Source organism: Prochlorococcus marinus CUG1433 (genome assembly GCA_017644425.1).
Taxonomy (GTDB): domain Bacteria; phylum Cyanobacteriota; class Cyanobacteriia; order PCC-6307; family Cyanobiaceae; genus Prochlorococcus_A; species Prochlorococcus_A marinus_U.
Genome location: JAEPLN010000002.1, coordinates 26,945 through 43,772, shown reverse-complemented (window position 1 = coordinate 43,772; position 16,828 = coordinate 26,945). Strand labels below are relative to the sequence as shown.

Below are 16,828 nucleotides of genomic sequence, written 5' to 3'. Positions count from 1 at the left end.
CTATGAAATAAAGAGGACATATTTATAAATGGTAGTTATTAATCAAAAGAAAAACCTAAATTTTGGTGAAAATAATTCTCCAGAAATTAATTTAAATAGTAATTTAAAAAGGTGGTTTTCTAGAAATATTGGACTTTGGAAATCTAATAGAACGTATTTTCTTGATGAAGGGAAAAAAACTTATAATTTATGTATGAATATTGAAATTCAAGCTCTCGAGAATAAATCAGAGTGGGAATCTAACTATAAATTTTCTTGGTATCCAGAAAAAAAATATAATTTCTTTGACGAAAATCCGCAATACAAAGAACAAGGGGAAATGCAAGCAGTCTTAAGAGGACATCAACTTGTTAGGGAAAATTTTTATTTAAGTAATGTTGAAGGAATATCAAATATTAAACAAGTCGATGAACACGAAATGATTTTTGAATCTACTTATGAAGATTGGTATATTATTGAACATACAAGACTGGTAGATTCCGACAATTACAGATTTAGGGTTATATATTCATGGAATAAAAACAATTTAAGAATAGTAGAGAATCATCACGAAATAAAAATTATTAAATAAGTTCAATTCATTAATAAATATTAAAATCAGAAATGTTATCTTAAGGTAAATATTGTTATTTAATGGGTATTAATTTTTATTCAAAAAGATTTCTTCTTTTTATAGGAACCAGCATTTTAATACCCTTTACACTTTTTGAGATTAATTTAATTACTCAACCAATTAAAGCTGAAAAAAATTTAGTAGCAGCTACTGAAAAAGATCTTTTCTTATATCGACAAATGGGGGCATCATATCTTTGTATAGCCTCTAAAGCTGAAGTAGATTTTAATAAAGGCCTTGGTATCGCGAGCGCTACTTTTGCGAATGTAATAATTGGCAAGCATGGCGGCGTTATTAAGGAATTAGGAAAAGAAAAAATTAACGAAAAAAGATTATATAATTCAGGAACATTTCAGATAGTTGGGAGTGCTCTAAATATTTGTCCTGAGAGCATTCCAAAGAAAATAAAAAATGATTATGAAAAAAGATTGAAGGAACTAATTAATAAAACTAAAAAATAACCTTTATATTTATCTGAACATTGAACTGACGGAGCTCTCTTCATGAATTCTCCAGATAGCTTCACCTAGCATATTTGCTACAGAAAGGACTTTTAATTGTGGGAAATTATCTTTAACAAGAACCGGAATACTGTTAGTTACAATAACCTGTTCGAATAAATCTTTTGCACTTAATCTTTCATAGGAAGGAGGGGAGAATACAGCGTGTGAGGCACATGCAAATATACTTTTAGCACCCTCTTTCTTTAATAAATTAGCTCCAGAACAAATTGTTCCACCTGTGTCTATCATGTCATCTATGAGAATAGCGGTTTTTCCTTTAACTTCTCCTATGACTGTTAAGCTTTCGGCTGTATTATGAGCTGATCTCCTTTTATCAATTATAGCCAATGGAGCATCTTTCATTAATTTTGCAAATGCTCTCGCTCTAGCTACTCCACCTACGTCTGGAGAGACAACTACAACTTCCTTTAAATTTAAAGTTTCTAAGTAATCAATCAATACAGGAGAGCCATAAATATGATCGCAGGGAATATCAAAATAACCTTGTATTTGAGCTGAATGTAAATCCATAGCAAGGACTCTATCCACTCCTGATTTCTCTAGTAGATTAGCAGTAAGTTTTGCAGTTATAGATTCTCTTCCAGAAGTCTTTCTATCTGCCCTTGCATATCCAAAATAAGGGATTACGGCTGTTATTTGTCTGGCAGAGGCCCTCTTACAAGCATCAACCATAATCATAAGTTCCATCAAACTATCATTCACAGGAGCGCATGTGGGTTGTATGAGAAATACATCACAACCTCTAATGGATTGCTGAATCTGAACATAAAGCTCTCCATCCGCAAATCTTTTGGATATCAGTGGTACATTCTTAATCCCTAAGTAAGCAGCAATTTCATCAGCTAATTTAGGATTTGATGTTCCACTTACCAGCCTTAATCTACTGTTAGTTAGATTAAAATTTGATTCTTTATTCTGCACTGCCGTGATGAAACTTGTCACGAAATTAGCACTATAAAAACTATATCCTTATCGTAGTCGTTTATGTGAATTTCGCAAAAGATAATAACTAGATCTTCTCAAAAGTGACATCTCTTAAGCAAAATTAAAAATAAATTGGAAAAAATCGGATTTATCTTTAATTTTCACAAAACACTCGGATAATTATTTGTCAATTAATAAAAATATGTATATGTTTAGATCTGGAGAATTAATAACAATTTAATTGTAAAGAATCAAAATATTATTAAAAAATGTCAATTCAAAAAGTTCTTCCAAATAAATCATTAGGCGTACTTATGCATCCTTCATGTATACCAGGAGGAAGAGTATGTGGAACTTTTGGTAGAGGAGCTAAAGAGTGGATAAAAAAGCTTCATAAGCATGGGGTCAAATACTGGCAATTTTTACCTCTCACACCAACTGACTCTACTGGGTCTCCATATAGTTCACCTTCAAGTTTTGCTCTAAACCCATGGTTTCTTGATATAGATTACTTAATCGAAAAAGATTTTATCTTCATTTCTAATCTAGAAGAATTAGGAAAGACAAATCATGATAAGAATCATTTTGATTTTGATCTTGCTGATGACTTAACAAAAAAATTAGGTCAACTCCTTTTACAAGGTTGGGATTCCCAACCTGAAAAAAGAAAAATTGATTTTTATAAATGGATTAGAAAGAATTCTTGGGTTGAAGATTATGCATTATTTGTTGTTATCAGAGAGGAATTTAATATGTTGCCTTGGTGGCAATGGCCTAAAAAATTTAAAATTAAAAATAACGAATTTTTAAAATCATGGATTAATACAAAAAGTGAAAAGATACTCGTTAATAAATTAATACAGTGGCATTTAGATGAGCAATGGAGTGCTATTAAAAAATTTGCAAAATCATATGATGTCAAGTTAATTGGAGATCTGCCCTTTTATGTTTCTAGGGACAGCGCAGATGTATGGAGTAATAAATCACTATTTTCAATTTTGAAAAATGGAGATTTAATCTTTCAAAGTGGTGTGCCTCCTGATTATTTTTCATCGACAGGACAGTTATGGGGAACTCCAACTTACTTTTGGTCCAAACATAAGAGTACTAATTTCGATTGGTGGAGAAGAAGATTTAAAAGGCAATTTGAACTTGTTGACTTATTGAGATTAGATCATTTCAGAGGTTTATCTGGTTACTGGCGAGTTAATGGAAATTCTAAAACAGCAATTGCTGGCAGATGGATAAATTCTCCAGGGAAAACACTTTTAAATAAACTAAAAATTGATTTAGGGACTGACTTCTTACCAATAATTGCAGAGGATTTGGGAGTAATAACACCTGATGTAGAAAAATTAAGGGAAAATTTTGAACTTCCAGGAATGAAAATATTACAATTCGCTTTTGATGGGAACGAAGACAACCCTTATTTACCTAGGAATATTGAAGGGGAAAATTGGGTAGTTTATACAGGTACTCATGACAACTCCACTTGCGTCTCATGGTGGGAATGTTTAGAAAATAACGCCAAAAAACGAATAAAAGATGAGTATAAATTCTCTAAAGATCCTTCTTGGAGTTTAATAAAAATAGGCATGGAAACAAAGGCCAATCTCTTTATTGCTCCAATCCAAGATATTTTGTCTCTAGATGACTCAAGCAGATTAAACATACCTGGTACTATTAAAAATAACTGGAAATGGAAGTTAAATCGGCCTTTAGGAGAAATAGAAGACCATCTTAAGAGGTTCAGTGATCTAGGAAATAGTTTTGGGAGAACCAGGAAATAGGAACTTTTTGAAGTTTATTTATCCATGATTTTGTTTTCAATATTTTGAATCTCTATAACATTTACATTCAAAATAAAATATCTCTTCAATATAAACACAGTTAAAACTAATATAAAAAAATACAAAAGGGTTCCCTGCCAAGTATTTATAAGATCGAATTTGTTGACAATAAAATCATTGTTTTCTTTCCTAGAAGTTTCTCCTTCTCTATTTGCTAATTTTTCTAATGTGCTTTTTTTTAATCCTAAGCATTCTTCTAATTTAATTAATATTGATCTTATAAATGGATACTTTGGTCTAGTTTTATTGTTATTTTTTTCAATAGAAATTATTGTTTGTTCAGGAATTTTTGAAATACCTGACAATTCTTGAATTGTTAAATTTTTTTTGATTCTCGCTTCTTTTACTAACCTTGCAATTTCTCCATACTGATCAACAAATCCATGATTTACTTCCTTATCAAGGACAGCTTTTTTTTTTAACGTAAAAAGATTTTTAAAAATATTCATTCCATACCTCCACTTTCATTAATTATTGGAATACTCAATTTAAAGAGAAAGCACTATATCTAATTTTAATGCTTTTAAATTTATAAGTAAATTTATTAGTAGTAAATATAAAAACTAAGCTGGAGAAATAATATTCTGAACTGCACTTTTCGCAATATTCAAAGGGCTAAATGTATCTCTAATTAAACTTAAAAGTTTTTTTGCATCAGTTAACTCTAGTTTGTCATCTTTTATGAGGCTTAAAAGAAGATTCTTCCTAACTTCTGATCCTTTATTACTCACAATTAACTTTAATCCTGCATTCGCAACCGGTATGAGGTCTGAATTAATATTTTCAGAATCTTTAAACAATATATTTAATAAACTTTCTACCTTTTCTAATTGAATTCTACCTTTTTTATCAAAAACAACTTCCAAAAGAATTTCTAAAATCTCCTCAGAATTATCGGTAAGTAATTTTTTAGCTATATAAGGATATGCAATTTTTAAAATTTTAAATTCAGGATCTAGTCTGAGTGCTAAACCCTCCTGACTCACAACTGCTCTTATAATTAATGCAAACCTACTTGGCACTCTAAATGGATATGAATACATTAGTTTTGAGAATTTATCAGTCACATTTTTAAGATTAAAATTTCCAACTTCAGCACCAAATGATCCCCCTAAAACTTCTTTTAATGGTTCAACAAGTTTTTGAAGATCTTGTTCTTTGGTTAAAAAACCTAATTTTTGAAAATCTTTTGCGAGAAGATAATATTCATCATTTATTATGTGAACAATCGCCTTAATTAGAGTAATTCTATCAGTATTTGTAATTGTATCCATCATTCCGAAATCTACATAAGCTAAATTTCCATAATCAGCATTTCCGCCTTTAAGAGCAAACATGTTCCCAGGATGTGGGTCGGCATGAAAATATCCATATTCAAACAATTGCTGAAGACCACTGATTACACAAGTTTTTATAAAAGAGGAAGGTATTAAGTTATTTTCCTCCAATAAAGTCCTATCTCTTAACTTGAATCCATCAATCCAAGAGGTTGTAATAATTCTCTTTGATGAAAATTGCTTTTCAAATTTAGGGATAAAAATATTTGGGTTGTCTTTGAATAAATTTGCAAACTTTAAAGCATTTTCACCCTCTTTTTCATAGTCAATTTCATCAAAAAGTGCCTTGCCAAATTCATCTATTATTTCTCCAATTCCCACACCAATATTTAATGGTAGAAATGGTGATAAAAAAGTTGATAAAAACCTTAATATCACAACATCCCTTCTTATGAGAAAGTGTAAATTTGGTCTTTGTACTTTTACAGCTACATAATTATTGTTTTTTGTTTTTGTTTTATAAACCTGACCTAAGCTTGCAGAAGCAATAGGACTCTCTGGGAAATCATCAAACAATTCATTAGGTGGCGCTCCAAGTTCCTCTTCAATAATTTTTAAAGCAACTTTATGATCAAAGGCTGGGAGATTATCCTGTAAGTTTGTAAGTTCTGTAAGCCAATCTTGTCTAACAAGATCCGGTCTAGTTGAGAGTGCCTGCCCCAATTTTATAAAACAAGGTCCTAAATCTGTTATTACATCAAAAAGATATTTTGAGAGATTTTTTTGTACATTTTTGTTTTTACTGTTACCTTGAAAAAGTATTCTTAAAAAAAGAAAAATAAAAGTTAAAAGGATATATAAAACTCTTGGGATAAAAATCCATGGTCTCAAAATCAACCAAATTAAGTTATTTTTTGCTGAGTATTGCGAATAAGACCTTGTCATTAAAGTTAAAAAATACCGAAGAGGGATTCTTAATTATTCCATTCTATATATGTCAATAATACTTTATGAGCATTTCTTCTTTTCTAACTAAAAAGTTTTCAAAGTCGCTTTTCTTTCCCTCTCATAATAGGGGGGCAGCTTTACCCAAAAAATTAGTGAAATTATTAAAAAACAAACCTGGGTATTGGGACTTACCGGAACTACCAGAAATAGGTTCACCTCTATCCCAGAACGGATTAATTGCCAAAGCCCAAAGAGAATTCTCTGCGAAATTTAGGGCGAAAAGATGTTTTTTTGGAGTTAATGGAGCCTCTGGATTAATACAATCAGCTGTGATTGCAATGGCAAATTCTGGCGAGACTATACTGATGCCTAGAAATGTCCACATAAGTGTTATAAAAATATGTGCGATGCAGAACATACAACCAATGTTCTTTGACCTAGATTTTTCATCAGAAAACGGTCATTACAAACCAATCACAAAAAACTGGTTGAAAAATGTATTTAAAAAAATTAATTTTAGTGAAAAAAATATTGTAGGTGTAATTCTTGTAAGTCCCTCTTATCATGGTTACGCGGGAGATTTAGGGCCTTTAATAGATCTTTGTCATCAAAAAAATTTACCGGTTTTAGTTGATGAAGCTCATGGCTCTCATTTTCTTTTTTGTGAAAACCTTAACCTACCAAAATCCGCTTTAGTTTCAAACGCTGATTTAGTCGTTCACTCATTACATAAGTCTCTAAATGGTTTAACTCAAACTGCTGCACTCTGGTACAAAGGGAATCTAGTAAATGAGCAAAATTTAATCAAAAGTATTAATTTGTTGCAAACTACTAGTCCAAGTTCATTATTACTTTCTTCTTGTGAAGAGTCTATTAAAGACTGGCTTAATAAAAAAAGTTTATCAAAATATCAAAAAAGAATTTCAGAGGCAAAAAGTATCTACAAAAAATTAATCCAAAAGAATATTCCTCTCATAGAAACCCAAGATCCCTTAAAAATAGTATTGAATACGTCCAAGGTTGGAATTGATGGTTTCACTGCTGATAAATTTTTTTATAAAAATGGTCTTATTGCTGAATTACCAGAAATGATGACTCTAACCTTTTGCTTAGGGTTTGCGAATCAAAAAGATTTTCTTAATTTATTTTTAAAGTTGTGGAATAAATTACTATTAAATTCAAAAAAATCAGACACTCTTAAAGTATTAAAATCTCCATTTAACTTAGTTGAAGCTCCCGAAATTCAAATTGGAGTTGCTTGGCAAAGTGAGACTCGGAGTATTCCTTTTTCACAATCATTAAATAAAATATCCGGAGATATTATTTGCCCTTATCCTCCTGGAATACCTCTAATAGTTCCTGGAGAAAAAATTGATCTCGATAAATTTAATTGGATAAATAATCAAAGTTTATTCAACAAAGATCTGTTAAATTTTAATATAAGAGTGATAAAAACATAGAAATTTGATATGAGATTGAGAAGCGGATTACTTATAGGAATATTTGGTTTAATTGTTGTTTTGTTAGGGGGATGGTTTTTTACATTAGCAACAGCATTACTTACTTATTTAGCATTATTAGAATTTTTTAGGATGGCTGAATTTAAAGGAATAAAACCAGCTACTAAAACCACATTATTTTCATCTTTCATTATTATAATTTCTACTTATCTTGAGGCCAAAGGGTTGATTGAAGGAGAAATATCTAATTCAATTTTACCTATCTGTTCAGTCATAATATGCACATGGTTACTATTGCAACCAAAGCCTGGAACAATTTCCGATATTGCAGCTTCAATTTTTGGTTTATTCTATTTAGGTTTTTTGCCTAGTTACTGGATTAAGTTAAGGGAATTAGAGTCAGTGATAATAACTTCAAATCAAGGCTTTATTTCATTTGAAAGCTTGTCCAATACTTCAGGTCTTCATTTAACATTAACCTCTTGTTTCTTAATTGTAGCTAGTGATATTGGTTCTTATTTCGTTGGGAAGTCATTTGGTAAAAAACCTCTTTCTCCAATATCTCCGAGCAAAACAATAGAAGGTTTAATTGGGGGAATATCCTGTTCAATTTTATTAGCGATATTTTTCGCATTTTTACTTAATTGGGAAAATCCACTAGTAGTTGGAATTTTATATGGAATTTTAATTTCCCTTATGGCTTTAGTAGGGGATTTAATTGAATCTATGATGAAGAGAGATGCAAAAATAAAAGATTCGGGAACTTTTTTACCAGGGCATGGAGGCATCCTTGACAGAATTGACAGCTACATTTTTACTCCATCTGTTTTGTATTACATTTTCATAATCCTAAAGTATCTAAATTAATTATGAAATTTTTATTCCAAAAAATAATCTTGAATAATTTTGCTAGACAATGATGGTAAATCGACATGAGGTAGATGACCACAATTTTGCAACCCTATAAAATTTAATTTATCAATTTTTCTTATGTTTTTAATCTCTTTTTTTCCAAGAATGCGATCATTTTCTCCACATACTGCTTTGATTGGGATATTTTGAATATATTTCTGTGTTCCTGCAAACCCTCCACTTTTTGCAAATGATGCAAGTGAACTCCTCCATCCATTGCAACCTAAATGAAGTGAAGCAATTTGCTCTTCCATTTCCCCGACGCATTCATCTGGGAAGGCAAATGCTTGCCTACAAAGACTTTTTCTGACTTGCTGCAATCCTAGAAATGATGCCCCTATTTGGTTAAGAGGGAAAGGTATACTCTTAGGTTCTCCAAACAATCCAGCGGGAGATAAAAGTATAATTTTATCAATAGAGTAAGGGATCTCAAAAGAAAGTTTTAAAGCTGTTGAGCCTCCCATAGATGCACCAATAATTTTTAGATTTTTTGTTATTCGCAAGGTCTCAAGAATATCACTTAAATAAGAAATTATTTTCGAGGGGGTGTATTCATTAGTCGCGCACCTTGGACTAAAACCAAAACCTAAAAGGTCTGGAATAATTACTTTAAAATTTCTTTTTAACGATTGATATATTCTTCTGAACTCTAAAAAACTACTATCAAAGCCATGCAAAAGAAGGATAGGTTGACCTTTTCCTCCAATAACAACTGGAAATTTCAAAGAGTTCCATTTTTGATTGAGCTTTATCCACTTAACATCATTTGCTAAATAAACACCTGATGGGTCCAAGAGTGAATTTTTGGCATTCTCAAAAAATTTAATATTTAAATTACAAAGTTTTTCGAAATGAGTTTTAGACAAAGATAGATTAAATTTTAATTTTTTGTTGTTCGAAATTCGCAATAAGTTCAACGATATCTTGTTTAGTAATATCAAAAGGTAAGAAGTGAATCTCAGATTCATCTCTACAAGTAAACTCTGCAATTTTAAATAAATTTTGATTTTCAAATACATTTATACCTAATTGAGCAATGGAGGTTGGCAAATTCAATTCTTTCATTAATTTCAACAATTGATTAATTGATTGATCTGCTAGTTTATTATTATTTTTCATTTCTTCAAGTCTTAATTGCAATAGCAAACCAACTCCAACAATCTCACCATGAAGAAACTTATTTGGGGTGATTATCTGAGTGATTGCATTATGGATAGCATGTGCCGCAGCCGTTCTACACTTTTGTCCTCCAATACCTCCTATTAATCCTGCTGTAAGTCCACATGCTTCTACAGTATTTCTCCAAGAAGAATTATTCTCAAATTCACCCTTAAATGCTTTCCCTCCATCTATCAATAATTGATCTCTCAATACTCTCGATATCTGGATCGCTTGCTGAACAAGACCATCATCTATTGTAGAACTTGTTATTGAGGATTCGTACCATTTTGCCAAAGCATCTGCTATTCCACTTGCAAGAGTTCTAGATGGAGCTGTTTGAATAAAATTGAGATCGTAGACTAATACTTTTGGACAAGAACCCAACATAACATCCTTAACGAATTTGCCATTTTCAGTGTAAATATTAGATAAAGCTGTCCAACCTGCGCAGGTAGAGGCGCTAAGAGGCACAGTAATACAAGGAATATTTAGACAATCTGCTACAAATTTGCCAGTATCAAGAACTTTGCCTCCACCTGCAGCAATAACTGAATCATGATTATTCTCTAAAATGATACTTTTAACTCTAGAGATATCTTCATAACAACAATCAAATTGTAAATTAGCAGAACTAACATTTAATTTTTGATTTTTCAGATCTCTAAAAATTTTATTTCTCAGATTATGTGTATTGATACTTCTACCTAAGATTAATGGACTTTTTGTGAACCTAGTAATCTGCGATAAAGATTTTTCCCAAGCTTCATTCCCCCTAAAAATAATTTCTGGAGATATTAACTGCATATTTAATAACTAGAAGTTAGCACTTGCTAACTCTTGAGGAGATTCTTCAGAAGAGATGTTGATTGTAACTTTTTTATTTTCATCTATATCAACTAAAGCTTTGTCTCCGCCTTTTATTCTTCCTGATAAAACTTCTTCAGCCAAACTATCCTCTAGTAATCGCATCACAGCCCTTCTTAGTGGTCTTGCACCATAAGAGGGATTGTAGCCTTCTTCGACAAGCCTTTCTTTAAAAGCATCCGTTACATTTAATTTAATGCCTTTATCTTGCAAACGTACAAAAACTTCTTGCAACATAATTTCAGCAATTTCTTTGACTTCGTTTTTGGTGAGTTGTCTGAATACAATTATTTCGTCAAGCCTGTTAAGAAATTCAGGTCTAAAGTATTGCTTTAATTCTTCATTAACTAAAGATTTAATTCTATTATATTGACTATCTTCGACAGAGTCGCCTGAGAACTCAAATCCTAATCCGCCCCCTCCTTTCTCTATTACTTTAGAGCCGATATTTGAAGTCATTATTAGCAAAGTATTCTTAAAATCTACAGTTCTCCCCTTTGAGTCAGTTAATCTACCGTCTTCAAGTAGTTGCAACAATAAATTAAATACATCTGGATGAGCCTTCTCTACTTCATCGAATAATACAACAGTATATGGACGTCTTCTTACAGCTTCAGTAAGTTGACCACCTTCATTAAAACCAACGTACCCAGGAGGAGAACCAATTAGTTTACTAACAGTATGTCTTTCCATGAATTCTGACATATCTAATCTAATCATTGCTTCTTCACTACCGAAGAAGTATGAAGCTAATGATTTAGTCAATTCAGTTTTACCTACACCAGTTGGTCCTGAAAAGATAAAACTTGCAATTGGTCTATTAGGATTTTTTAATCCAACTCTTGCTCTCCTTATAGCTCTAGAAACGGCTTTAACTGCTTCATCTTGTCCAATAAGTCTTTGGTGAAGGGTTTCTTCCATGTTAAGAAGCTTTACTGATTCTGTTTCAGTTAATTTTTGAACAGGCACGCCCGTCCAAGAAGCAACAATATGTGCTACATCCTCTTCACTAACACTAGGATTCTGTAAAAGTTTTGGATCATTACTTGCAGAATTAGTATCAACATCAGATTCTTCTTCAGTTTTAGATTCTTTTTTATTGTCAAGAACCTCTTTTATTTTTGCTGATAATTCCATTTCCTTTTCCCTTAGTTGACCTGCTTGATCAAAGTTTTGGTCTCTTACAGATTCTTCCTTTTGTTTTTGTACTTGCCTTAGTTCTTTATCTATTTGTTTGGCTTCAGGTGGAAGTTTGGAATTTATTAAACGTACTCTACTTCCTGCCTCATCAATTAAATCTATAGCCTTATCGGGTAAAAATCTATCAGAAATATAACGATCACCTAAATGGGCGGCAGCCTCTAAAGCATCATCAGTAATTGTTAGACGATGATGTTGTTCATAGCGTTCTCTTAAACCTTTTAAGATTTCAATAGTATCTTCAATAGATGGCTCACCAACCATGACAGGTTGAAACCTTCTTTCTAGAGCAGCATCTCTCTCGATGTGTTTTCTATATTCGTCGAGTGTCGTTGCTCCTATACATTGAAGTTCTCCACGAGCTAATGCTGGCTTCAAAATATTTGCAGCATCTATAGCCCCTTCTGCAGCTCCAGCGCCAATTAAAGTATGCACTTCATCTATGACTAAAATTACATTACCTGCTGACTTAATTTCTTCCATTATTTTTTTTAATCTTTCTTCGAATTCGCCTCTATATTTTGTTCCAGCTACCAAAAGACCTATATCAAGGGTTAAAACTCTTTTATCTTCAAGTATGTCGGGAATATCTCCTAGTTGAATTCTTTGAGCCAAACCCTCTGCAATAGCAGTTTTACCTACTCCAGGTTCTCCAATAAGGACAGGATTATTTTTAGTCCTTCTACCAAGTATTTGAACTACTCTATCTATTTCTGCATGACGTCCAACTACTGGATCGAGTTTTGATTCACTTGCCAACTTTGTTAAGTTTGTTCCGAATTCGTCGAGAGTAGCAGTTTTTAAATTACTCTTACTTGAATTAGCTCCGGAACCCACCTCAGCTGTTTCACCTAGCATTCTTATAACTTGAGTTCTTACTTTAGTAAGATCGATACTAAGATTTTCAAGCACCCTTGCAGCAACACCCTCACCCTCTCTAATTAATCCGAGTAAAAGATGTTCAGTACCAATATAGTTGTGACCAAGTTGACGAGCTTCTTCAAGGGATAACTCTAAAACTCTTTTTGCCCTTGGAGTAAAGGGTATTTCTACTGCTACAAAACCCGAGCCTCTACCAATTATCTTTTCTACTTCAATTCTTGAATCTTTAAGATTAACACCAAGTGATTTAAGAACTTTAGCAGCAACACCTGTTCCTTCGCCAATTAAACCTAGAAGGATTTGTTCTGTGCCAACAAAATTATGTCCAAGTCTACGAGCTTCCTCTTGGGCAAGCATGATGACTTTTATGGCTTTTTCTGTAAATCTTTCAAACATCAGAAAACTAAATCCTTACATATAACCTACCAGTAATATGTCAATTTTGTGTTCAGAATGAGCTTTTGTGAATACCCAAAAGTATTTTTTATTCTGAAAAATTCACTTTATTTCGCGATATAGCTATAAATTGCAGTAATTTCAATCATTCTGGTTATCCGCACAATAAAAATATAATTACTTCTTTATTAATTTTTTTTCTTTTAAAAGAGCATCTGAACCATCCTTATAATATTGCCTTCTTGTTCCCACGGTAGAAAAATCAAACCGACTATAAAATTTCTCAGCAATAAAATTTCTGTGGGAGACTTCTAATAGTAATCTATTAATTTTTAATTTTTCACACTGTCTAATTACGTGGCCCATAAGGTAAGTTCCAAAACCTCTTTTTCTAAAGTTCTTGTTTACTACAAAATAATTTATTTGAGCTTCATCTAGAACAACTTGAAAAACGCATATTCCTATAATTAAATTTTTCAGCATTAACCCAAAGATTTTTGTATCTTCCTTATTGAATTCCTTAGCCCACTGATTTTTGCTCCATAACGAAATTGTATTTGAATCTAATTCATAACATAAATCAATATCTTTCTCATTTATTTGTTTAATAGATATCATTTAGTAGAAAGAATTCCAAAAGTTCAAATTTAAAGTCATTATAAAACGTGACATTATTTGCATATTCGCATCATTTTTCCTATGGAAGAAAAAAAATCCTTTTTAAAACAAAAGATTGATCACAAAAGTCCTAATAAAAATATCGTACCTATCACTACATCTATTGGAAGTGATGGAAAATTATCAATTGGTGGATGTTCTATCGAAGAATTAATTAAGAAATATGATTCTCCTTTATATATCTTAGATGAACTTACTTTAAGAAACTCATGTAGAGCTTATAAAAAAGCACTAGAAGATTATTACCCAGGCGAATCATTACCGATATATGCCTCCAAAGCAAATAGTTCTATTTTTATGAGTAATCTTGTTGCATCAGAAGGTTTAGGACTTGATGCCGTTTCAGAGGGAGAACTTTTAACTGCCCTCAATGGCGGGGTCCCAAACGAAAAAATTGTTTTTCATGGGAATAATAAATCAGATAAAGAAATAGAGTTTGCAGTTGCAAATAATATTAAAGTTATTGTTGATAATGATTACGACTTAGAAAGGTTAGAAGAAATCTCAAATTCATTGAATCATGACTTAGAAATCATGGTTCGCTTTACTCCTGGAATAGAATGCCACACTCATGAATACATAAGGACAGGATCATTTGACAGTAAATTTGGGTTTGGAATTGAATATTTAAATGTTTTATTTTCAAGGATTAGTAATTCTAAACATCTCAAATTAAAAGGATTACATGCCCATATTGGTTCCCAAATTTTTGAATTAGAACCTCATAAGGACCTAGGCGAAATAATGGTTAATGTTATTTTGGATGCAAAAAAATTTGGCCATGACATTAAAAAATTGAATGTAGGAGGTGGTTTAGGTATCAAATACACTGAAAATGACGATCCACCATCAATTTACGAATGGGTTAAAACAATCTCTACATCAGTTGTTAATGCTTGTGAAAAGCACAACTTAGATTTACCTACATTAATGTGCGAACCTGGAAGATCTATTGTATCTACAGCAGGGGTTACAATTTACAAAATTGGTGCTTTTAAAGAAATTCCTGGGATCAGAACATACTTATCTGTAGATGGTGGCATGAGTGATAATCCAAGACCAATAACATATCAATCAAGTTATTCTGCATGTTTGGTAAAAAATCCTTTTAATATTGATTCCAAAAATAAATATACTATTGCTGGAAAGCACTGCGAATCAGGAGATGTATTATTTAAAGAGATTGAATTAGCAGATTGCAAAACAGGAGATCTAATATGTGTTTTTGGGACAGGTGCATACAATATCTCGATGAGTTCTAACTATAATAGAATCCCAAGACCTGCTGCCCTTGTAGTATTTGATGGGGAAGCAGAGATAATCCAAAAGAGAGAAAGTCCATCAGATCTTTTGAAATATGATGTCTTACCTGATCGCTTTATCAAACAAAATTAGGTACATTTAAATTAATTTTGTTTTTAATGTGAATTTCTGGGGGTTTATAAATTTAAAGCTTTTATTAGATGTCTTATTTGCTCTAGGTTTTGGACTTTTATTGTTTTCTAGAGTAAAAGAACAGAGAACATTATGGCTGTTAAGGGGATATTTACTTTTAGTTTCATCTGCATGGTTTATACAAAGATATGCCTTTCTTCCTTTAACTTCAAAATTAATTGATGCTGTAGTACTAGCTTGCTCTCTCTCTTTAGCAATCCTTTGGCAAGGAGAGCTTAGAAGATTAATGGAATTATTAGGTACTGGGAGGTTAGCTGTACTACTTGGAAATCCACCAAAGGAATTTAGAGCAACCTCTACAACAATTACCCAGTTAGTAGAGACTGCAGGCAGACTTTCTCAGAATAGAAGGGGAGCATTAATCGTTGTCGATTTGGGTAGTGATCTAAGACCTGAAGATTTCTTATACTCAGGGACAAATATTGAGGCTCAACTTTCAACAGACCTTTTAATAAATCTTTTTGCAACAGATACACCATTGCACGATGGAGCAGTTCTTGTTAAAGGTAATAAAATAATATCAGCTGGTGTAATACTTCCTCTCTCGAGACAAGGTATCAGTAGATATGGCACAAGACACTTAGCTGCATTAGGAATTACAGAAAGATTTGATAGGTGTATTTGCATAGTTGTTTCTGAAGAGACAGGTACGTTATCATTAGCAAACCAAGGAAAACTAGAAAGGCCAATTACAAGCAGCAGGTTACAAGAACTTCTTTTAAATTTGATTGGTAATCAAAATTCTATGGGAACAAATAAACCATCTGTAAGTAAAACTGCATTATCCCAAAAAACAAACCCAAGTGATAATATTATCAGTGATATCAGCGAAAAAGAGTCCAATAAATCAGAAATCATCACTCACAAAAAGGATTAACTAATGAGTTTGGAAAAAACAATTCAAAAAAGAAACATTGAATTATCCAAGATGATAGATATGCAAAAAGTCCCTGAACATGTAGCAATAATTATGGATGGGAATGGGAGATGGGCTACAAAAAAAGGTTTGCCACGGTCAATAGGTCATAACAAAGGTGTTAGTGCATTAAAAGAAATCATCAAATCATCAAAACAATTAGGTTGTAGGGTACTTACTGTTTATGCTTTTTCAACTGAGAATTGGACAAGACCAACAAAAGAGGTCAATTTCCTAATAAATCTTTTCGGAGAAGTTTTGAGAAATGAAATTAAAGAGATCCATCGAGAGTCTATAAAAATAAAATTTATCGGAGATTTAACACCTTTCCCAGAAAACTTAAAAAAGGTAATTTACCATTCAGAATCACTCACTAATAATAATGATGATTTTTTACTAAATGTTTGCGTAAATTACGGAGGTAGGCAGGAAATCGTAAAAGTTGCTAAGGAAATAGCATTAAAATCTTTTTCTGGGGAAATAAAACCGGATGAAATTAATGAAGAATTATTTAGTTCTAGGTTATTAACTAAAGGAATTAAGGATCCAGAATTACTTATAAGAACAAGTGGAGAAAAAAGAATAAGTAATTTTCTACTATGGCAATTAGCTTATTCAGAAATTTACATTTCTGATGTGCTTTGGCCAGACTTCAATGAGTTTGAATTTCTTAAAGCAATAATTGATTACCAATCAAGGAATAGACGTTTTGGCGGTATAGAATCATTACCAAATGAATCTTTTGAAGATTCTCAATGTTCCAACTAA

Annotated in this window: 15 protein-coding genes; 8 read left to right on the top strand and 7 right to left on the bottom strand. The window is 32.0% G+C overall.

The annotated features are described in order from the left end of the window. The first annotated feature begins 28 nt into the window (after positions 1–28). Together JJ842_09075 and JJ842_09070 are read left to right on the top strand one after the other, a co-directional pair. Positions 29–571 carry a hypothetical protein gene (locus JJ842_09075; protein MBO6972063.1) on the top strand — a complete coding sequence of 181 codons (543 nt, stop codon included), beginning with the start codon at positions 29–31 and terminating at the stop codon, positions 569–571. 62 nt (positions 572–633) lie between these two features. Beyond that, a complete protein-coding gene (locus tag JJ842_09070; protein MBO6972062.1) occupies positions 634–1,074 on the top strand; it encodes a Villin headpiece domain-containing protein in 441 nt (146 codons plus the stop codon). A 9-nt stretch (positions 1,075–1,083) separates the two neighbouring features. Here the strand turns inward: JJ842_09070 and JJ842_09065 are convergent, their stop codons facing one another. Next, a complete protein-coding gene (locus tag JJ842_09065) occupies positions 1,084–2,079 on the bottom strand; it encodes a ribose-phosphate pyrophosphokinase (GenBank protein MBO6972061.1) in 996 nt (331 codons plus the stop codon). Positions 2,080–2,330: 251 nt separating this feature from the next. On the opposite strand from JJ842_09065, the gene malQ reads away from it, so the two are divergent. Continuing rightward, positions 2,331–3,851, top strand: a complete 1,521-nt coding sequence (malQ, locus tag JJ842_09060) for a 4-alpha-glucanotransferase (protein ID MBO6972060.1) — start codon at positions 2,331–2,333, stop codon at positions 3,849–3,851. 14 nt (positions 3,852–3,865) lie between these two features. Here malQ and JJ842_09055 read toward each other — a convergent pair whose 3' ends face one another. Both JJ842_09055 and JJ842_09050 read right to left on the bottom strand, forming a co-directional pair. Continuing rightward, positions 3,866–4,360, bottom strand: coding sequence for a helix-turn-helix domain-containing protein (locus tag JJ842_09055; protein ID MBO6972059.1), 495 nt, complete (start codon positions 4,358–4,360; stop codon positions 3,866–3,868). A gap of 114 nt (positions 4,361–4,474) precedes the next feature. Beyond that, entirely contained in the window at positions 4,475–6,133 is a 1,659-nt protein-coding gene (locus JJ842_09050; GenBank protein ID MBO6972058.1) for an AarF/ABC1/UbiB kinase family protein, read from the bottom strand. A gap of 65 nt (positions 6,134–6,198) precedes the next feature. Between JJ842_09050 and JJ842_09045 the strand changes: the two genes are divergently transcribed. Together JJ842_09045 and JJ842_09040 are read left to right on the top strand one after the other, a co-directional pair. Further along, a complete protein-coding gene (locus JJ842_09045; protein ID MBO6972057.1) occupies positions 6,199–7,596 on the top strand; it encodes an aminotransferase class I/II-fold pyridoxal phosphate-dependent enzyme in 1,398 nt (465 codons plus the stop codon). Positions 7,597–7,605: 9 nt separating this feature from the next. Continuing rightward, positions 7,606–8,463, top strand: a complete 858-nt coding sequence (locus JJ842_09040; GenBank protein ID MBO6972056.1) for a phosphatidate cytidylyltransferase — start codon at positions 7,606–7,608, stop codon at positions 8,461–8,463. Between the two features lie 11 nt (positions 8,464–8,474). On the opposite strand, the gene JJ842_09035 is transcribed toward JJ842_09040, so the two are convergent. From JJ842_09035 to JJ842_09020, 4 genes are all read right to left on the bottom strand, one after another. Further along, complete coding sequence (locus tag JJ842_09035) at positions 8,475–9,374, bottom strand: alpha/beta hydrolase (protein MBO6972055.1); 900 nt, start codon at positions 9,372–9,374, stop codon at positions 8,475–8,477. A 7-nt stretch (positions 9,375–9,381) separates the two neighbouring features. Then, on the bottom strand, positions 9,382–10,473 hold the full coding sequence (locus tag JJ842_09030; protein ID MBO6972054.1) for an iron-containing alcohol dehydrogenase: 1,092 nt from the start codon (positions 10,471–10,473) through the stop codon (positions 9,382–9,384). A 9-nt stretch (positions 10,474–10,482) separates the two neighbouring features. Beyond that, a complete protein-coding gene (locus JJ842_09025) occupies positions 10,483–13,011 on the bottom strand; it encodes an ATP-dependent Clp protease ATP-binding subunit (GenBank protein ID MBO6972053.1) in 2,529 nt (842 codons plus the stop codon). 177 nt (positions 13,012–13,188) lie between these two features. Further along, positions 13,189–13,629: a GNAT family N-acetyltransferase gene (locus tag JJ842_09020; GenBank protein ID MBO6972052.1), complete on the bottom strand. Its 441-nt coding sequence runs from the start codon at positions 13,627–13,629 to the stop codon at positions 13,189–13,191. Between the two features lie 81 nt (positions 13,630–13,710). Between JJ842_09020 and lysA the strand changes: the two genes are divergently transcribed. From lysA to JJ842_09005, 3 genes are read left to right on the top strand one after another with little or no spacing between them, the layout of a single operon-like run. Then, positions 13,711–15,084 (top strand): diaminopimelate decarboxylase, encoded by a 1,374-nt coding sequence (gene lysA, locus JJ842_09015; protein ID MBO6972051.1) that lies wholly within the window; start codon positions 13,711–13,713, stop codon positions 15,082–15,084. Between the two features lie 28 nt (positions 15,085–15,112). Then, the gene (locus JJ842_09010; protein ID MBO6972050.1) at positions 15,113–16,021 is read left to right on the top strand and encodes a TIGR00159 family protein; all 909 of its coding nucleotides are present in this window, start codon (positions 15,113–15,115) and stop codon (positions 16,019–16,021) included. Positions 16,022–16,024: 3 nt separating this feature from the next. Continuing rightward, positions 16,025–16,828 (top strand): isoprenyl transferase, encoded by an 804-nt coding sequence (locus JJ842_09005; GenBank protein ID MBO6972049.1) that lies wholly within the window; start codon positions 16,025–16,027, stop codon positions 16,826–16,828.